The organism is Flavobacterium urumqiense, assembly GCF_900108015.1.
GTDB lineage: Bacteria > Bacteroidota > Bacteroidia > Flavobacteriales > Flavobacteriaceae > Flavobacterium > Flavobacterium urumqiense.
On the sequence record NZ_FNVP01000002.1, the window covers coordinates 34,763 to 54,903 of the forward strand.

A 20,141-nucleotide genomic window follows, 5' to 3' on the forward strand; every position below is an offset into this window, starting at 1 on the left:
AATTGTAACTTTTTTGAAACTACATACGTATAATCATTTGTACACTTAAAAAATTGAGGAGACAAAAACATGAGACAACTTAAAATCACCAAGCAGGTTACAAATCGTGAAACTGCATCATTAGACAAATATTTACAAGAAATTGGAAAAGTTGACCTTATTACCGCTGACGAAGAGGTAGAACTAGCACAAAAAATTAAAGCTGGGGATCAAAAAGCCCTAGAAAAATTGACAAAAGCTAATTTACGTTTCGTTGTTTCGGTAGCAAAACAATACCAAAATCAAGGACTTACACTTCCTGATTTAATTAATGAAGGAAATTTAGGATTGATAAAAGCAGCACAACGTTTTGATGAAACACGTGGTTTCAAATTCATTTCATATGCCGTTTGGTGGATTCGTCAATCTATATTACAAGCTTTGGCAGAACAATCCCGTATCGTTCGTTTGCCTTTGAACAAAATTGGTTCTATCAATAAAATCAACAAAATGTACGCTTTACTTGAGCAATCTAACGAGCGTCCACCATCTGCTGAGGAAATTGCAAAAGAGCTTGATATGACCGTAAATGACGTAAAAGAGAGCATGAAAAACTCTGGTCGTCACTTATCAATGGATGCGCCTCTTGTAGAAGGAGAAGATTCTAACCTTTATGACGTTTTACGTTCTGGCGAATCTCCAAATCCAGACAGAGAATTAATTCACGAATCATTACGCACTGAAATCGAGCGTTCTTTGGAAACATTGACGCCTAGAGAAGCTGATGTTGTTCGTTTGTACTTTGGTCTTGGCGATCAACATCCAATGACATTAGAAGAGATTGGAGAAACTTTCGACTTAACTCGTGAGCGTGTGCGTCAAATCAAAGAAAAAGCAATCCGAAGATTGAAACACACTTCAAGAAGCAAAATACTAAAAACGTATTTAGGATAAAACAGTCAAGAGCCATAAAATCAAAAATCATATCGTCCAACAACAATATGATTTTTGACTTTCCGCTTTAGACTAATAAGTAACGACGGTCTGATTAACTGTTCGTTTTTTGATTGATGATTGAAACTCCGGCTGATTACCGGAGTTTTATTTTTTAATCTGAATTCGGTTCAGATTCTCTTACTTTTGAAATTCATTTCAGATTCCCTCATCCATTTACCGGTTTAAAATTATTTGAGCGTATCCCTTCGTAAAAACTTCGGGTCAGGCTTTCGGCTTTATCTCTCCGTTACACTTCGAGGATACCGCCTCTATCCTTTACGCAAATCACAGGATAATTCACTAATTGAATCCATAAAAAACTTTCGCCAATTGCTGCAAAAAAACTACTTTTGCACAAACAACACAAACTGTAAGGATGCACTGCAGTGCATCTCTACGTAACAACTACATAATGAAGAATACACTTATTGCTCCATCAGTACTCGCTGCTGATTTTGCCAACTTACAACGCGACATCGAAATGATAAATAACAGTGAAGCCGATTGGTTTCATATTGATATTATGGATGGCGTTTTTGTTCCCAATATTTCTTATGGAATGCCCGTTTTAGAAGCTATTACAAGGCATGCTAAAAAAACAGTCGACGTTCACTTGATGATTGTAGATCCAGACCGATATATTAAAACTTTTGCTGAATTGGGTGCTAATATTCTAAGTGTACACTATGAAGCTTGTACGCACCTTCACAGAACGCTGCAAGCGATAAAAGCCGAAGGAATGAAAGCTGGTGTCGCTATCAATCCACACACTAATATTGACTTACTGGAAGATGTAATCAGTGATATCGATTTGGTCTGTATTATGAGTGTGAATCCAGGTTTTGGAGGGCAATCATTTATCGAAAATACTTACGCAAAAGTTAAAAAATTAAAAGATTTAATCAATAGAAAAGGAGCGACTACACTTATAGAAGTTGACGGTGGCGTTACTAATAAAAATGCAAAACAACTTGTTGAAGCTGGAGCCGATGTTCTGGTAGCTGGAAGCTATGTGTTCAAAGCAGAAAATCCAACCCAAACAATACACGATTTAAAGAAGCTAACAAGCTTTTAAGAAAATGGCGCCTTGGGCGCCATTCTTTATTTAAAATATTCTTCATTAAAATTAATCATCGCAGCAGTGTGAGTGTATAATTCTGGATGTGTTGTTTTAAAAACATGAGGAGTTTCAAAAAGGTGCTCCAAGATCACCGATAAAAATTCAAATTGATTTCCATAAGCATACAATCTAAAATATCCTTTTTGTGTTAAAATAGCATTTAGATTTGGATCGGTGTAATATTTTATGACTTCTTTGAATTCATCAAAAAAGATAATAGCACTCGGATCATTACTTTTTAAGCAATGAAAATGCAACACATGAGAAAACTCATGTAAACCAAGATTAATATTGTCGTTTGAGGCAGAATGTCCAATCAAAAAATCTTCCCAAGAAAAAACGATTGCTTTCATTTTAGGATTAAATTCTCCTTTGTGATACGCTTGATTTACGGTAGAAAAATAACTAGAAGGATAAATAATTATTTTGTCGAACAAACGGATTAGATAATTTCTCATTCCAAAAGTTAACATTACATACGTTCCGGCAATCAAGATTTGCATGTCTTCGGTAATAAAAATTTCTTTACCGGTAAACTGATAGTTGGCAATAAACTCGATCACCCGATGTTCAAAATACATTTTTCTTTTTGGGGAAAGCCTATTATAAAACGGGAAATCGTTTATTAAAATTTGGCGTTGACTTGATCTTAATTTTTTGTAAAAAGGATACCAATGAATATATAGCGGCTTATTGAATAAAAGCACGTAAGCTGGCTCCACGACTTTAAAAATCAAAAGAAGGAGAAATAAAGTTCCAAAAAGCACCGAAATAAAAAATTGAAGAGACATACTTTATAACCTTTTTAAAATGAAAAAGCTTCAAAATAATTTCAAGTAAACTTGATTTTTTTGAAGCTATTCTTTATGTACTTGTGGCCGCGACAGGGTTCGAACCTGCAACCCTCAGAGTCGAAATCTGATATTCTATCCAGTTGAACTACGCAGCCATTATTTTATTACTTTGGTCTTTAAAAATTCTCTTCCACTTCCTGTTTTGAAATATTTTTCACGAAGAACTGCTTCATCTCTAGTTCCAAATTTTTCTAAATAAACCAATTTCCATGATTTAATAACCTTTGGGATTTTGTCTTACCAGAATTATCTTCTATTATTCGCTTGGCTATATCGCTTGTCTGACCTTTATAATGTCTGCCATCAATTTCACTCTCTAAAATGTATACTAAATATTCCATCTACTCTCGAAATCTGATATTTCCTGCAGGTATCCATTTGCAGGCAGGCAGGCAGGAATTACGCAGCCATTCTATTTAAGATTTTGATTAACGATTTTAGATTTATGATGTAAAATCGTTAACCGTAAATCTCAATTTTATGTCAATAGTTTTTTCACTATTGTAGAAATAGTTTTTCCTTCGGCAGTTCCGCCTAATTGTGCAGCTGCTAATCCCATTACTTTTCCCATTGACGCAATTCCTGATGCTCCAGTTTCTTCAATGATTTTTGCAATCACCGCCTCTACTTCTGCTTCACTTAATTGTGCTGGTAAGAATTTTTCGATTACTGCTATTTGTGCTAATTCTGGTTCTGCTAAATCCAAACGGTTTTGCTCCGTAAAAATTCTAGCACTTTCCTTACGGGTTTTTACTAGTCTTTGCAGCAATTTAACCTCTTCATCTTGTGTTATTTCTTCTTTTGATCCTGTAGCTGTCTGAGCTAACAATATTTCAGATTTAATAGCTCTTAAAGCTTCTAGTGCAACGGTATCTTTAGCTCTCATGGCGGTTTTCATTTCGTCCATGATTTGTACTGATAAACTCATATTCTTTTTTGTTAATTTAGTTAATCAATTATTCCATTAATCGATTGTTGAAATGCTTATTATAAAACGACTCCTTTTTTAAATGCCCCAGATGATAGTGAAAAGCCTTTTTAGGAGAAACTGTATTTTTCTTGGACTTAAAAAGCGACCAAAGGAAGCTCTTTTAAGGACTTAGAAAAAAAAGTTTCGAGAAAAAGCTTGTAACGACAGCTGGATTAAGGCCCAAAAAATTCCTGTTCCGATAATATCTGTGCGAAGATAAAAAAAATAACCCGAAAATTAAATTGAATTTTCGGGCTATCTCATTTTGTTTTGCGTTTGTTAATCTACATTGTCATGCAAATACGAGTTGTTAGAACGCAACTGTAGATCATTGTTGCTGTCTGTTCCAACAGAAATTCTCGAATTTGTATTGTTAGGTTGATTATTTGAAATATCTATTCCTAATCTTTTATAAGCAGGTTCTTTTTCATACTCATCAATTTTAGAAACATTATTATGAAACTTGTAATTGAATTCTTTTAGTTTTTTTCTTCTTTCGTCAGCTCTAAGCTTTAAAGTTTCTTCAATAGTCATTTCCATTGGAGAAATACTTTCGAAATGAGCCGGTGCATTTGTAGCCACATCGACTTGTTTCATTGTAATATTTAGCTCGGCAGGAACCGGAACTTCAACTACTTTTGCAATTGGTTTAGCTGCGAAATCAGTATCTGCTTCCATATACTCCTCAAGAGAATACTTGATAATTCCTCTATCAGACAATTCTGTTACCGGAACAAATTGAACAGCTTCGTTTACTTTAATGTCACGAGTTTCATTCGTTAGTTCAAATAAAACTTTATTTTCTTTAACGCGAGCAACTGGTTCTGCTTTGAAAAGTGGCAAATCAAAAGAGAAAGCCGTTTGTTCTTGTCTTTCTATAATTTTTGGTTGAACTGCTTTTACTTCTTTAACTTCTGGTGCGGTAAAAGTAAATTCAATATCGTTAATTGGCGAAACGATTTCGAAAGTCACATCTAAATTTTTTATAAATTCAGACATAACCGTCAATTCCTCTTTATTAATTGTTGGAGCTGTAACAACTGGCTCAGGAACCACTATTGTCGCGTCTTCTAACAAATCGAAAACAATTCTTTCGTTAGAATTAGATACTGGAGTGACGTTGTTTAAATCGAATGCAGCAACGGTCCTATTACTTAGATTATGAACACTTCTTTGCTCGTCCTCTAGTGTATGAATTATTTTTTTAGGCTCTGTATTTACGATTTCATTTTGTTGTTCAATATCAAATCCTGTAGCGATTATGGTAACTGCAATAGCATCTCCAAGTGATTCGTCTTCGCCAACCCCCATGATAATATTTGCATTATGACCTGCTTCGATTTGAATGTGATCATTGATTTCTCCAATTTCATCAATTGTAATTTCATTAGTTCCAGAAACGATAAGCAACAATACGTTTTTGGCACCGGTGATCTTATTATCATTTAACAAAGGAGAATCTAAAGCAGCAACAATTGCCTCTTTAGCTCTATTCTCGCCTGAAGAAACAGAAGATCCCATAATAGCCGTTCCGCTATTATACAATACTGTTTTGGCATCTCTTAAATCGATATTTTGAGTATAGTGATGTGTAATTACTTCAGCAATACCTCTTGAGGCAGTAGCCAAAACTTCATCAGCTTTTGAAAATCCGGCTTTGAAACCAAGATTTCCATATACTTCTCTTAATTTATTATTATTGATAACAATTAATGAGTCGACTTGTTTACGCAATTTATCTATACCAATTAAAGCTTGTTCCTGACGCACTTTTCCTTCAAACAAGAAAGGCAAAGTCACAATCCCTACCGTAAGAATATCTCTTTCTTTAGCTAATTGCGCTATTACCGGTGCAGCTCCAGTTCCTGTTCCGCCACCCATTCCTGCGGTAATGAAAACCATTTTAGTATTGCGATCCAACATTTTTTCAATATCGGCAATACTTTCAATAGCGGATTGCTGACCTACATCTGGATTTGCTCCAGCACCAAGTCCTTCTGTCAAATGCACCCCTAACTGTATTTTATTAGGCACAGAGCTGTTTTGCAAAGCCTGTGAATCTGTATTACAGACGATAAAATCAACGCCTTTAATACCTTGTTTGAACATGTGATTGATGGCGTTACTTCCGCCTCCACCTACACCAATTACTTTTATTACATTTGATTGATTTTTTGGTAAATCAAATGAAATACTTCCAAATTCTGAGTTGCTCATCATTTTATTTGGTTTTTAAATTCTTGTTTAATTCTTTTTTTTCTTCTTAAAGTTTGGGGCAAAAAGGAGAATTGTATGTTTATTATCTTTTAGCTATTCTGCGTTATCCAGGAAATCTTTAATCTTATCAACATATCTGTCAAAAAATGATCTTTGTATTTTATCCCCAGTCGATACTTGTTTTTCTCCAAAGTGCTTCGATTCCTCTTCTACTTCTATTATAGGCATTACCACCTCTGGAATTTGCATAACCGGAGCTCTGTAAACAGTCGCTTTTGGAGGTTCAATAGCGTCCATTCTAACAGCACTTTGAGAATTATTTTGAATACTATTCATTACTAGTCCTACTGCCGTAGCATATAAAGGACTTGAAATTTCTTCATCAGAATTTCCTGCTAAATGCTCATTTGGATATCCAATTCTAGTATCCATTCCTGTAATATATTCCACTAACTGCTTGATGTGTTTCAATTGTGCACCACCACCAGTAAGCACTATTCCTGCAATCAGTTTTTTACGAGGATCTTCATGTCCGTATGCTTTTACTTCCGTAAAAACCTGGTCGATAATTTCAACAACTCTAGCATGAATTATTTTCGAGAGATTCTTTAAGGAAATCTCTTTTGGCTCTCTTCCTCTTAAGCCGGGAATAGAAACAATTTCATTGTCTTTATTTTCTCCTGGCCAAGCAGAACCAAATTTAACTTTCAATAACTCCGCTTGCTTTTCAATGATGGAACATCCTTCTTTGATATCATCTGTGATTACATTTCCTCCAAAAGGTATGACTGCCGTATGGCGAATAATACCATCTTTGAAAATGGCTAAATCCGTTGTTCCGCCTCCTATATCGATAAGTGCTACGCCGGCTTCTTTTTCTTCTTGACTCAAAACGGCATCAGCAGACGCTAATGGCTCCAATGTCAAACCTGACAATTCTATTCCTGAGCTTTGAATACATCTTCCTACATTACGTATCGAAGAAGCTTGACCTACTACAACATGAAAGCTTGACTCCAATCTTCCGCCATACATTCCTATAGGCTCTTTTATTTCTGATTGTCCGTCAATTTTAAATTCCTGTGGTAATACGTGTATAATTTCTTCACCTGGCAACATGGCCAATTTATTTACCTGATCGATCAAAAGCTGTATATCATTCTCCCCGATAACTTCTTCGGGATTATTTCTGCTAATATAATCTGTATGTTGGATGCTGCGAATGTGCTGACCAGCGATCCCAACCACTACGTCTTTAATCTTATAACCTGAATTATTTTCCGCTTCTTGAATTGCTTGTTGGATAGATTGAATAGTTTGAGTAATGTTATTTACAACACCTCTCGCTACTCCTAAGCTTTTGGATTTTCCAATTCCCAAAATCTCTAATTTCCCATACTCATTTTTCTTGCCTATCATGGCAACTATTTTGGTTGTCCCAATATCTAGACCTACTGCAATATTCTCTTTTTCCATTATCTATTATTTAGTGCAAACTACTTGTTCCGTAAATCTGAGATCTATTTTTTTATATTTATACAACGAACTATCTAAAACTGCTTTTTGAAAAAAAGCTTTATAATTTTTAAATTTACGCTCGACATTTATCATTCTGCCAAAATCAATTTGGAAATCAAAATTTCTATTGAGCATTATTAAACTACCATTAGGCACAATTTGAATTCCGATTATGTTTTTTTTCAAAAAAGCATCGTCATAGATTATGCGAAATAAATCAGCTAAATCTTCGTTATTTTTTTTATTAATTATCCCTAAAACAAGTGGAACTCGAGCTGTAAAATTTGTCGACAATGGCATTCTATTCCCTTTGTAATCAATATAGAAAGAACCTTCATTATCAAAAACTCTGGCTATTGGAGTCTTTTGTTTCACTACTGCTTTTAAAACACCATCGATACTAACAAATACATCTGACTTTTCAATCATTTCTTGCGCATCCAGAATTCTTTCCAGCTTATTCAAATCTAAATTAACTTTTTGAATGCTCGATGCATCTTTTTTATTTTCTATTAACAATTTATTAACCGTTTCTTGTTTAACAAAAGGAGCAATATCTCCTACAAAAATAACGGTAGATTTAATTAATTTTCGATTTTCATTTCGATTTGACGTAAACGAATACAGAAAAACAACCAACACAAACATCAGTATTAATCGAATATTTGTCCAATTAAAGAGTTTCATTTATCGCTTTTTTAATTGTTGGAACTAATTCTCCAATATCTCCTGCGCCAATAGTCACAATAACCGTAGCGTCAGATGCGAGAATTGTTGGAATCAAGTCATTTTTTATCACCAATTTTTTATTGTCACTCGTCATTTTATCCATTAACCATTTAGAAGTTATTCCTTCCATTGGTAATTCACGAGCAGGATAAATATCCAATAAAACAACTTCATCAAAAGCAGATAAACTTTTGGCAAAATCATCCGCAAAATCTCTTGTTCTACTAAACAAATGAGGTTGAAAAACAGCCAACACTTTTTGATTTGGATATAATTCTCTAACTGCCTGATGAACGGCATTTATTTCCGTTGGATGATGTGCATAATCATCTATATAAACTAGCTTATCGGTTTTAATTTGATAAGAAAACCTTCTTTTTATTCCTTTGAATGATGCAATGGCTTTTGCAATGGCATCGGTTGGGGTGCCGAATAATTTTGCCATTGCGATAGCCATTAAAGCATTCATTAAATTGTGTTTTCCAGGTAATCCAAACTGTAAATCTTTTATTATTTCAGTAGGAGTTTGTACGTCGAATGTGTAACTGCCATTCCCAACTCTCACATTAAACGCCTTATAAACAGCATCTTCGTTTACTGCACAAGTAATTCCTTCTATTGGTAGTTCTTTCGTTATAAAAAGATTGCTTTTATCTTCCACTTTAGAAGCAAATTCAATAAAAGATTCTTCTATCGCGGCACTAGTTCCATAAATATCCAAATGATCCGCATCCATCGACGTAATGCAAGCAATATTAGGATGCAAATGCAAAAACGAACGATCAAATTCATCTGCTTCAACAACAGTGACTGTTTTACCGCTTCCGATTAAATTTGAATTATAATTTTCTACAATACCGCCAATAAAAGCAGTAACATCAGCGCCACTTTCAAATAGAATATGTCCTAAAATACTAGAGGTAGTGGTTTTACCATGAGTTCCGGCAACTGCGAAACAAAAAGTGTCTTGGGTTATAATCCCTAAAACTTCTGCTCTTTTTTTTACCTGATACTCTCTTTCTAAGAAATAATTCCATTCGGAATGGCTTTTAGGAACTGCTGGCGTAATAATAACCAAGGTGTTTTCTGAGTAAAAATCTTTTGGAATTAAATCAATATTATCTTCAAAATGAATTGTAATACCACTCTCTATTAATTCATCTGTAAGCATCGTAGGCGTTTTATCATAACCTGAAACTTGTTTACCGATATTTTTGAAATAACGAGCCAAAGCACTCATCCCGATGCCTCCAATTCCTATAAAATAGACGTTATGTATTTGATTTAAATTCATATTCTTGATACTTTGCGCGTTTATTTTTTATTTAATTAACTTCACGATTTCGTCAACAATTTGTTTCGTTGCTTCCGGTTTGGCCAATTGTTTTATATTCTCACTTAATTGATTCTGTTTTCCTTGATCCTTCAGCAAGGCTTCAAAAACAAGACCAAATTGCGAATCCAGCTCAGATTCTTTCAACATAATTGCTCCTTTTCTATCTACAATCGCATGAGCATTTTTAGTTTGGTGATCCTCAGCAACATTAGGAGATGGAATAAAAATCACCGGTTTCCCCACAATGCACAGTTCCGAAACCGATGACGCACCGGCACGAGAAATGACAATATCGGCGGCCGCATAAACCAAATCCATCTTTTCAATAAAAGCCATTACTTGAACATCACTTTCATTATATTTTTTATAATCTTCAAAATATAATTTTCCGCACTGCCAAATCACCTGAACATTCTGAGAAAGCAAATTTTTCAACTCTTTTTCAATTAATTGATTCACTCTTCTGGCACCTAAACTTCCTCCAAGAACCAACAACGTTTTCTTTTTGGAATCTAAATTAAAAAACTGAATTGCTTCGGCTCTTTTGCTTTTACTATCAATTAAATCTTCTCGAACAGGATTTCCTGTCAAAATCATTTTGTTTTTTGGAAAAAAACGTTCAAGATTTTCATAAGCAACACAAATTTTGTTTGCTTTTTTACTTAACCATTTATTTGTAATTCCAGGATAGGAATTTTGTTCCTGAATCAACGTTGGAATTCCTGCAATCGCAGCCACCTGTAATAGCGGACCACTTGCGAAACCTCCTGTTCCTATTACCACATCCGGTCTGAACTCTCTGATTATAGTTCTGGATTTTAATAAACTCGCCATTAATTTTAGTGGAAAAAGCGAATTATCAAATGTCAACCTTCGTTGAATACCGGAAATCCAAAGTCCTTTTATTTTAAAACCAGCCTGCGGCACTTTTTGCATTTCCATCTTATCCTGAGCTCCTACAAAAAGAAATTCAGCATTCGGAAAACGAGATTTTAATTCATTGGCAATCGCAATTGCTGGATAGATATGTCCTCCAGTTCCGCCACCGCTTAGTATGAATTTGTATTGTTTCATTTATATAATGTTACTGAGTTCCTATGTTTTCAAAAATTATTTAATCTAATAATCTTAAAACCGATTACTTATTTAAAACTGCATTCATTGGATTCTTAGCTTTATCCTCGATAGAATAATCATTATCTGAGCTATATTGCTCTTCCAATTGTTTGTCAATTAATTTTTGAAGCGCTTCGTCTCTTAAAGTTGACTCTTTTAATTCCTGAGCGATTTCTTCTTCTTTTTTGGTTACACTGATTATAATTCCAAGTGCAAAACAAGTCATCCAGATAGAACTTCCTCCACTACTGATCAATGGTAATGTCTGTCCTGTAACAGGCAATAATTCTACTGCTACGGCCATATTAATCATTGCTTGAAATATCATGGGAAAGCCTAATCCTATAACCACTAATTTCCCGAATAATGAATTGGCCTTGTGAGAGGCTACAACAAATCGAAATAATAATAACAAATACAAAGCAAGAACTCCTAAACCACCTACAAGTCCATATTCTTCAACAATAATTGCATAAATAAAATCTGAAGAAGATTGAGGCAAGAAATTTTTTTGAACACTTTTACCAGGACCTAATCCATAAATTTTTCCTGATGCAATCGCAATTTTAGCTTTCTCAATTTGATAATCGTCTTCATCCGGTTTATCTGTACTAAAATTTTCGATTCTACTTTCCCAAGTATGCACTCTGCTAAAAAATCTGGAATCAGGAAATGCTTTAGAAAGAAGAACAAAAAAAGCGAGAAATAATATTCCCGATCCAATAATAATTCCAATATATTTTAATGGGTATTTACCAATAAAAGCCAGCATCAATATCATCGAGAAAATCAACGCTGTTGTAGAGAAATTAGCAGGCAAGATTAGTATTAAAGTGAAAAATACCGGTAACCAAAGCTCCCACAAAGAGACCTTGAAAGTAATAGGTTCTTCTCTGGTTTTAGACAAATAACGTGCTACAAATATAAATAAAACGATAGATGCTAAAGTAGATGTTTGAAATGTTATTCCAATAAATGGTACTTGAATCCATCTACTGGCATTTGCACCAGCGATCACAGTTCCTTTAATTAAAGTGTAGGCTAATAAAATCCAAACGACTGGTAATCCTACTTTAGAAATAGCTCTAAAATAATGATATGGGACTTTATGAATCCAATAAATAATCCCGAAACCAATACAAATATGAGCTAAATGTTTTACCAAATACCCCAATGTATTTCCGTTTCCTTGGCCTATATATGCCAAATTACTACTCGCACTAAAAACAGGCATAAACGAAAACAAGGCTAATAAGGCCACGAATGACCAAATACCTTTATCTCCTTTTAAATTGTTTATTAGTTGTTTCATTTTTTTTTATTTAAAATTTTTATGTTTAAAGTTTCTCAACCTTTAGTTTTAAACCTTAAATATTTTTATAAATTCTTTACTGCTTGTTTAAATTGGTTTCCTCTGTCTTCATAGTTTTCGAATAAGTCAAAACTAGCGCAAGCCGGCGACAGTAATACTGTATCTCCTTTTTCGGTTAAACGCTGCGCCATTCTCACTGCATCGTTCATGTTATCCACTTCGACCATCATATCTACCACATTCCCAAAAGCATCTATTATTTTTTTATTATCAACTCCAAGGCAAATAATTGCTTTCACTTTTTCACGAACTAACGACATCAATTCATTGTAATCATTTCCTTTATCGACACCTCCCACAATCCAAACAGTAGGCGTATTCATGCTATCTAATGCAAAAAAAGAGGCATTTACATTAGTCGCCTTTGAATCATTTATGTATTGTACATTTTGAATTTTCAATACTTTTTCAAGACGATGTTCTACTCCTTGAAAGTTGGACAAGCTTTCGCGTATCGTCGACTTTCTAATTTGCATCAATTTTGCCACAGAGGTTGCTGCCATTGCGTTTTTCATGTTATGTTTTCCTTCTAAGGCAATATGCTCTGTATCCATTGTAAACTCTTCTTGATTGATTGAAATTTCCATTTTGTTGTTTTTTATGTAAGCTCCTTCGCTGAAAGTTTTTGTCAATGAAAAAGGAATTAATTTGGCTTTAGTTGTATGTGTTTTAAACCATTCTGTAATGGCTTCATCATTGGCATCATAAATGAGGTAATCTTCCTCGGTTTGATTCATTGTTATTCTAAACTTTGAAGCAATATAATTTTCATATTTGTAATCATATCGATCTAAATGATCCGGACTGATATTCGTAATTATTGCAATATGTGGCTTAAACTTTAAGATTCCATCCAATTGAAAACTACTCAACTCGAGTACATACGAATCATATTTATTATCTGCTACTTGCCAAGCGAAACTCTTTCCAATATTCCCCCCTAATCCTACATTTAACCCGGCAGATTTCAACAAATGATAAGTCAACATCGTGGTGGTGGTCTTTCCATTGCTTCCGGTGATTCCTATTATAGTTGCATCTGTAAAAGGAGCCGCAAACTCAATTTCCGATAGCACTGGAATTCCTTTCGCTAAAAGCTTTTTCACAATTGGGGATTTATCCGGAATTCCTGGGCTTTTCATTACCACATCAGCATTTAGAATCAAATCTTTGGTGTGCTTTTCTTCTTCCCAAGCAATTTCATTAATAATAAGAACCTCTTTATAATTTCCTTTTATTTTTCCAAAATCAGACACGAAAACATCATATCCTTTTTTCTTACCCAGAATAGCAGTTCCTATACCGCTTTCTCCTGCACCTAAAATTACTAGCCTCATATTATCTTAATTTTAAAGTGACGATTGACAATATGGCCAGCATGATAGCAACAATCCAAAAACGGGTAACAATTTTACTTTCGTGATATCCTTTTTTCTGATAATGATGATGCAAAGGCGACATAAGAAAGATTCTTCGGCCTTCGCCAAAGCGTTTCTTGGTGTATTTAAAATAAGCAACTTGTAAAACGACTGAAAAGTTTTCGACAAGAAAAATTCCACATAGTAAAGGAATTAGCATTTCTTTTCGAACGGCGATTGCCAAAACAGCAATGATTCCGCCGATAGTCAAACTCCCTGTATCTCCCATAAAAACCGATGCTGGATAGGAATTGTACCAAAGAAATCCAATTAACGCTCCCACAAATGCAGCGATAAAAACAGTCATTTCCCCCGAATTAGGGATATACATTATATTCAAATAATTAGAAAAAATAATATTTCCCGAAACGAACGTAAATATTCCCAATGCGAGCACTGAAATAGCGGAAGTTCCTGCGGCCAGTCCGTCGATACCATCCGTTAAATTAGCACCATTAGAAACCGCAGTAATAATAAAAATAACAACTGGAATAAAAATCAACCAAGCCCATTTTTCATATCCTTCACCTGTCCAAGCTAATAATTCAGCATAATCAAATTCATTATTTTTAAAGAAAGGAATTGTCGTTGCAGTAGATTTTTCTTCGACTGGGGCTTGAACAATTACATTTTCTGTAGGTGTTTTAAAAATATCCGATTTAGCTGTATCAGTTCTAACAGTTACAGCAGGACTAAAATAAAGGACTATACCCACAATTAAACCCAAACCTACTTGTCCTACAACTTTGAAAATTCCCTTAAGTCCTTCTTTATCCTTTTTGAAAATTTTGATATAATCATCTATAAAACCGATAATCCCCATCCAAAGTGTGGTCACAATCAATAAAACGATGTAAATATTATGCAGTTTTGCAAAAAGTATAACTGGAACTAATGTCGCAAATATGATTATTAAACCTCCCATAGTTGGCGTACCTGCTTTTTCATTTTGACCAGCCAAACCAAGCTCACGAACCGTTTCTCCTACTTGTTGTCTTTGCAGAAAACTGATAATTCTTTTACCATAAATCGTAGATAACAGCAAAGAAAGCATCAATGCCAATGCAGATCTAAAAGTAATGTACTGAAAAACGCCTGTCCCAGGAACATCTAATGTTTTATCTAAATATTCAAATAAGTAATACAGCATATTTTTCTATTTATGAAGTTGATCTAATATTTCTTTAACTATTTTCATGTCGTCAAAATCATGACGAACGCCATTTATTTCCTGATACGTCTCATGTCCTTTTCCAGCAATTAAAATAATATCATTTGGCTGAGCCAATTGGCAAGCCGTCTTTATAGCCTGCTTTCTATCCGTTATAGTCAATGTTTTTTTATAATTTTGAGGCGCAACACCGTGCTCCATTTCAGTAATAATAACTTCTGGGTTTTCATTTCTTGGATTATCCGAAGTAAAAATTGCTTTGTCACTCAAATCAGATGCAATTCCAGCCATAATTGGGCGCTTGGCTTTGTCTCTATTCCCACCACATCCTACAACAGTTATCAATTGCTCATTTTTGGTTCGAATGTCATTGATTGTTTTTAGCACATTTTCTAATGCATCAGGCGTATGCGCATAATCCACAATCGCTGTAATATTAGAATTTGAAACAATAAATTGAAAACGTCCCGAAACACTTTCTAAATCTGATAATAATCGTAATACTTCCAGACTTTCCATTCCTAATTGAACTGCAGTTCCGTAAATAGCCAGCAGATTATAAGCATTGAATGTTCCTATCAGTTTTACCCAAACTTCATTTCCATTTATTTTTAGCAACAAACCTGACAACTGATTTTCCAAGATTTGTGCTTTATAATCTGCATAGGATTTTAAAGCATAAGTCAATTTTTTTGCTACCGTATTCTGCAACATCACTTGCCCATTTTTATCATCAATATTTACTAATGCAAAAGCTGCTTTAGGTAAATAATCGAAAAATGATTTTTTTACATCTCTGTATTCTGCAAATGTTGGATGATAATCCAAATGGTCGTGAGACAAATTGGTGAAAATACCGCCAACAAAATGTAGTGCTTCTGTTCTTTTTTGATGAATTCCATGCGAACTCACTTCCATAAAACAATAATCAACTCCATTCTGCACCATTTCTTTCAGATAATGATTAATTGTAATCGAATCCGGAGTGGTATGTGTCGCTTTAAATTCTTTCTCATCAACTAAAATTTTCACTGTAGAAAGTAATCCAACTTTAAAACCTGCTTTTTTAAACAATTGGTATAACAAAGAAGCAATGGTCGTTTTACCATTTGTTCCTGTAATACCAACTAATTTCAGTTTTTCAGAAGGATCACCAAAATAATTTGCAGCCATAAATGCTAAGGCTGAATTAGTGTCTTTTACCTGAACATAGGTAATTCCTTCAGCAATATTTTCTGGAAATGTATCGCATATTACTGCCACAGCCCCTTGCTCAATTGCTTTTTCTATATAATCATGACCATCTGAAATAGAACCACGAATAGCTATAAAAACATCATTTTTTTCGATTTTTCTTGAGTCGAAATCCATTTTGTTTACAACAACATCCGTCGAACCTTTTACGGCTTGAATAGCTACTTTGTATAATATGTCTTTTAATATACTCATGATAATTCCAATAGTATAGTTGTGTTTTTCACAATATTTTGACCTGCTTGAAGTGATTGTTTTTTTACCTTTCCTATTCCGGTAACTTTCACTTTTAAACCTAAGTTTTCTAATAAAGCTAATGCATCCATCCCCGACATTCCTTTTACATTAGGGATTAATGGGGACTTCATTTGCGACTTTACAAAATAAGAATCATAATTATTTTCTTGTTTTGGAATCTTCCTGTCTAAATTTTTAATTTTATTAGTTGAAGGAGCATCTGTAAAAATCTTTTGGGCAATCCTTTTAAAAACTGGACCTGCCACGTCTGCACCATAGTAATTATTATTTATCGTACTCGGCTTGTGAACGACAACTATGCAAGAATATTTTGGGTGGTCCGCTGGAAAATAGCCAACAAACGAAGAGGCATAATATTTTCCTAATCCTCCATCTTTTGCATAATTCACCGCAGCCGTTCCCGTTTTTCCTGCCATAGAAAAATCTTTAGAATACAATTTTGATGCTGTACCTTTTTTAACAACATTCAACAAAACTGCTTTTAGTTTCAAAATAGTTTCTTGTGAACATACTTTTGGATTTAAAACTACTTTATCAATTTTTTTGATTGTTTTATTCCATTCTTTTATTTCCGAAACGAATTGGGGTTTTACCATTTCGCCATTATTAGCAACTGCATTATAAAAAGTAAGTGTTTGCATAGGTGTTACTGACACACCGTATCCAAAAGCCATCCAAGGAAGCGAAATATTAGACCAGTTTTTATCCTTTGGTTGAGGAATAACCGGCATTCCTTCTCCTTTTAAATCCAATCCTAATTTTCTATTCAAACCATACGAATCGACATGATTCACAAATTTTGAAGGATTGTTTTTGTAGTTATTATAAACGGCTTGCACCATAACTGTATTAGAAGAAACTTCAAATCCACGTGCTAACGATATTTTTCCATAACCACCTTTATGAGAATCTCGCACCGCTTTTCCTGAATATCTAATTTCACCGCCATTACTATCAAAAACAGTGCTTGTATCCGCGACCTTATCTTCAAGAATAGCCATTAAATCAACTAATTTAAATGTAGAACCTGGTTCATGCGACTCAGCAACTGCATAATTGGTAGTTTCATAATAGGTTCCATCTTTGCCTCTTCCTAAATTCGAAATCGCCTTAACTTGTCCCGTACTAGTTTCCATAACGACAACACAGCCATGATCTGCCTGATAATCTTCTAATTGTTTCAATAAAGCGTGGTGCGCAATATCCTGTATAAAAACATCAATTGTAGATATCACATCGTAACCATCCTGCGGATCTACTTCATTAATGTCCCGCAACGGTTTCCATTGTCCTTTTGCAATTTTTTGTTTTAAAATTTTACCATCTTTACCATTAAGATATTTACGATAAGCCCATTCAATACCTTTACCATCTGAAGTTCCGTTTGAATTTGTTCTTTCATAACCAATGGTTCGCTCTGCAATTTTTCCGATTGGATGTTTCCTAACCGTTTCTTGTTCAATAATAATTCCTCCTTTATTACTTCCCAAATTGAACAATGGAAACCCTTTAATTTTAAAATATTCTGTGTAACTTAAATTTCGGGCAATCAAATAATATCTGTTTTTGTTTGCTCTTGCTTTTCTTAATTCATTCTGAAAATAGCTTGACGGTTTTCCTAAAACTGCTGCTAATGAATCCGATAATGGTTTAACATTTTTTTCGAACGCTTCTGCTTTTGGAGTAACAGCATCAAAACGTATTTCATAATTAGGAATAGAAGTTGCCAAAAGACTTCCGTCAGCAGAATAAACATTTCCTTTGTTAGCGGGAATCACAAAATTTCTAACCGTTCTTTCTTTGGCTAATTTTCTATAATAATCCCCTTCTACCCATTGAATATTTGTCAACTTTACAGCAATCGCAATTGCCATCAAAAAGATAGCGAATGCAACCAGATAAATTCTGTACGATATGTGTTTATCTTCTACTGCCATATTTTTTTAAAGAAACTTTTTTCTTCTTCTTTTTTAACTTCTATTTTAACTGGCGGAACTGTGGACGGAAAAATATTTTTTTCTACCATTTTTTCAGAAACAGTCGATTCCATTTTCAATTTCATTAATTCCGATCGTTTGTCTACAAATTCTGAACGCAATTCTTTTACCTGATTTGTCAACTCAGTAATCTTAAAAACTTTTTGTTCAAATCGCTGCGTATTAGCAATCATAATTATAGCTAAAACAATTACAAAAACGATGAAACGCCAGTTTTTAACAGCATCATCATCGATCAGAAACCTCGCTTTTAAAAGATTGTAAACTCCGTTTTTCATGTGTCTTCTCCCCGGCCCTCTCCAAAGGAAAGGGAGCCGAGATATTAAAAGTTAAAGTATTTGTTTTTCCACTTTGACTCCTCCCTTTTGGGAAGGCTGGGTGGGATTATATCTTTTCAGCTATTCTCAATTTGGCACTTCTTGCTCTGTTATTTTCTTTTATTTCAGCAGCATCTGGCACAATTAATTTTCCAACAGTTTTGAATGGAACTGAAAAATTACCAAAAAAATCACGTTCAGGCTCGCCTTCAAACATGCCGTTTTTCACAAATCGCTTCACTAATCTATCTTCTAAAGAATGATAAGAAATTACGCTTAATCTACCGCCTGGATTTAATATTTCTAAGGATTGTTCTAAAAATTCTTTCAAAACATCCATCTCTTGATTTACTTCAATACGAATCGCCTGATAGATTTGAGCCAATATTTTATTTCTAACTCTTTCCGGTAAATATTTCATTAAAACCTCTTTCAATTCATCTGTGGTTTTGATTGGACGCTCCTCTCTAGCTTCTACAATTGTTCTTGCTAAAGCTGGTGCATTTTTCAATTCTCCGTAATCAAGGAATACTCTTTTCAGATTCACCTCATCATATTCATTAACTACCCGATAAGCATTTAAATCATTTTTCTGACTCATTCTCATATCCAACTCCGCATCAAAACGAGTGGAAAAACCTCTTTCTGGCACATCAAACTGATGTGATGAAACACCCAAATCACCTAAAATTCCATCAACACTCTTCACTCCGTAAAAACGTAAAAACCGTTTAATAAACCTGAAGTTCTCATTAATAAGTGTAAATCTTTCGTCAGGCAAAGCATTAGCCAATGCATCTTCGTCTTGATCAAAAGCAAATAATTTTCCGTTTGGACCAAGTCTTTTTAAAATCTCTTTTGAATGACCACCTCCACCAAAAGTTACATCGACATAAATGCCGTCAGGCTTGATATTTAAACCATCTACTGATGCTTGAAGCAAAACCGGATTATGATATTCCATAGTCGTTGTCATTTATATTTCCCATTACTTCTTCTGCTAAATCAGCAAAATCTATTTCTTCATCACCTATAGATTTCTCATATAAGTCTTTATCCCAAATTTCTACAATATTGATAGCTGAAGAAAACACTACCTCTTTCGTTATACTTGCATAAAGAACTAAATCCTTCGGCACCAATAATCGTCCTAAAGCATCAATCTCCACTACTTTTACCCCAGCAGTAAACCTGCGGATAAAGTCATTATTTTTCTTGACAAATCGATTCAGCTTACTGATTTTTTCCGTCATCAACAACCATTCTTGCATAGGGTACAACTCCAGACAGGACTGAAAAACGGAACGCTTCAAAACGAACCCGTTTTGAAGAGAAGCGGCCAATTGCTTTTTCAAAGGTGCTGGCAACAGCAACCTTCCTTTAGCATCGACTTTACATTCATATGTTCCAACAATTGTATCCAAGAAAATGTATTAAATGGTGTAAAGCAAAAATATAAAAAATATTACCACATTTTACCACTATATACCACTTTGTTAATAAGTTTAACCACTTTCGA

At 34.3% G+C, this 20,141-nt stretch carries 18 protein-coding genes and 1 tRNA gene; 2 read left to right on the forward strand and 17 right to left on the reverse strand.

What is annotated here, in order from left to right; all coding sequences use genetic code 11:
* Positions 1–69 precede the first annotated feature (69 nt).
* Together C4S35_RS03310 and rpe are read left to right on the forward strand one after the other, a co-directional pair.
* Positions 70–933, forward strand: coding sequence for a sigma-70 family RNA polymerase sigma factor (locus C4S35_RS03310; protein ID WP_007137700.1), 864 nt, complete (start codon positions 70–72; stop codon positions 931–933).
* A gap of 454 nt (positions 934–1,387) precedes the next feature.
* Positions 1,388–2,050 (forward strand): ribulose-phosphate 3-epimerase, encoded by a 663-nt coding sequence (rpe, locus tag C4S35_RS03315; protein WP_103999096.1) that lies wholly within the window; start codon positions 1,388–1,390, stop codon positions 2,048–2,050.
* 26 nt (positions 2,051–2,076) lie between these two features.
* Here the strand turns inward: rpe and C4S35_RS03320 are convergent, their stop codons facing one another.
* The 17 genes from C4S35_RS03320 to mraZ form a co-directional block, all read right to left on the reverse strand.
* Positions 2,077–2,886 (reverse strand): zinc-dependent peptidase, encoded by an 810-nt coding sequence (locus tag C4S35_RS03320; protein ID WP_103998820.1) that lies wholly within the window; start codon positions 2,884–2,886, stop codon positions 2,077–2,079.
* Positions 2,887–2,970: 84 nt separating this feature from the next.
* Positions 2,971–3,044, reverse strand: a tRNA-Arg gene (locus C4S35_RS03325).
* A 96-nt stretch (positions 3,045–3,140) separates the two neighbouring features.
* The gene (locus tag C4S35_RS16290; protein WP_425269134.1) at positions 3,141–3,290 is read right to left on the reverse strand and encodes a GIY-YIG nuclease family protein; all 150 of its coding nucleotides are present in this window, start codon (positions 3,288–3,290) and stop codon (positions 3,141–3,143) included.
* A 137-nt stretch (positions 3,291–3,427) separates the two neighbouring features.
* Complete coding sequence (locus tag C4S35_RS03335; protein WP_103998821.1) at positions 3,428–3,877, reverse strand: GatB/YqeY domain-containing protein; 450 nt, start codon at positions 3,875–3,877, stop codon at positions 3,428–3,430.
* A gap of 321 nt (positions 3,878–4,198) precedes the next feature.
* Entirely contained in the window at positions 4,199–6,139 is a 1,941-nt protein-coding gene (gene ftsZ / locus C4S35_RS03340; RefSeq protein ID WP_103998822.1) for a cell division protein FtsZ, read from the reverse strand.
* A 90-nt stretch (positions 6,140–6,229) separates the two neighbouring features.
* Positions 6,230–7,612 carry a cell division protein FtsA gene (gene ftsA / locus C4S35_RS03345; RefSeq protein WP_103998823.1) on the reverse strand — a complete coding sequence of 461 codons (1,383 nt, stop codon included), beginning with the start codon at positions 7,610–7,612 and terminating at the stop codon, positions 6,230–6,232.
* 6 nt (positions 7,613–7,618) lie between these two features.
* Positions 7,619–8,341, reverse strand: coding sequence for a cell division protein FtsQ/DivIB (locus tag C4S35_RS03350; RefSeq protein ID WP_103998824.1), 723 nt, complete (start codon positions 8,339–8,341; stop codon positions 7,619–7,621).
* On the reverse strand, positions 8,328–9,677 hold the full coding sequence (gene murC, locus C4S35_RS03355) for a UDP-N-acetylmuramate--L-alanine ligase (RefSeq protein WP_103998825.1): 1,350 nt from the start codon (positions 9,675–9,677) through the stop codon (positions 8,328–8,330). The genes C4S35_RS03350 and murC overlap by 14 nt, the downstream gene beginning before the upstream one ends.
* Before the next feature lie 27 nt (positions 9,678–9,704).
* Positions 9,705–10,793: an undecaprenyldiphospho-muramoylpentapeptide beta-N-acetylglucosaminyltransferase gene (gene murG / locus C4S35_RS03360; protein ID WP_103998826.1), complete on the reverse strand. Its 1,089-nt coding sequence runs from the start codon at positions 10,791–10,793 to the stop codon at positions 9,705–9,707.
* Positions 10,794–10,857: 64 nt separating this feature from the next.
* Positions 10,858–12,147 carry an FtsW/RodA/SpoVE family cell cycle protein gene (locus C4S35_RS03365; protein ID WP_103998827.1) on the reverse strand — a complete coding sequence of 430 codons (1,290 nt, stop codon included), beginning with the start codon at positions 12,145–12,147 and terminating at the stop codon, positions 10,858–10,860.
* A gap of 65 nt (positions 12,148–12,212) precedes the next feature.
* Entirely contained in the window at positions 12,213–13,544 is a 1,332-nt protein-coding gene (gene murD, locus C4S35_RS03370) for a UDP-N-acetylmuramoyl-L-alanine--D-glutamate ligase (RefSeq protein ID WP_103998828.1), read from the reverse strand.
* Position 13,545: 1 nt separating this feature from the next.
* Entirely contained in the window at positions 13,546–14,775 is a 1,230-nt protein-coding gene (mraY, locus tag C4S35_RS03375) for a phospho-N-acetylmuramoyl-pentapeptide-transferase (protein WP_103998829.1), read from the reverse strand.
* 6 nt (positions 14,776–14,781) lie between these two features.
* Complete coding sequence (locus C4S35_RS03380; RefSeq protein ID WP_103998830.1) at positions 14,782–16,245, reverse strand: UDP-N-acetylmuramoyl-L-alanyl-D-glutamate--2,6-diaminopimelate ligase; 1,464 nt, start codon at positions 16,243–16,245, stop codon at positions 14,782–14,784.
* Positions 16,242–18,245 (reverse strand): penicillin-binding protein, encoded by a 2,004-nt coding sequence (locus C4S35_RS03385; protein ID WP_103998831.1) that lies wholly within the window; start codon positions 18,243–18,245, stop codon positions 16,242–16,244. The genes C4S35_RS03380 and C4S35_RS03385 overlap by 4 nt, the downstream gene beginning before the upstream one ends.
* Complete coding sequence (locus C4S35_RS03390; protein WP_103998832.1) at positions 18,236–18,583, reverse strand: FtsL-like putative cell division protein; 348 nt, start codon at positions 18,581–18,583, stop codon at positions 18,236–18,238. Before C4S35_RS03390 ends, C4S35_RS03385 begins: the two co-directional genes overlap by 10 nt.
* A 106-nt stretch (positions 18,584–18,689) precedes the next feature.
* A complete protein-coding gene (gene rsmH / locus C4S35_RS03395) occupies positions 18,690–19,598 on the reverse strand; it encodes a 16S rRNA (cytosine(1402)-N(4))-methyltransferase RsmH (protein ID WP_208618860.1) in 909 nt (302 codons plus the stop codon).
* A complete protein-coding gene (mraZ, locus tag C4S35_RS03400; RefSeq protein WP_103998834.1) occupies positions 19,573–20,046 on the reverse strand; it encodes a division/cell wall cluster transcriptional repressor MraZ in 474 nt (157 codons plus the stop codon). Before mraZ ends, rsmH begins: the two co-directional genes overlap by 26 nt.
* Between the last annotated feature and the right edge of the window lie 95 nt (positions 20,047–20,141).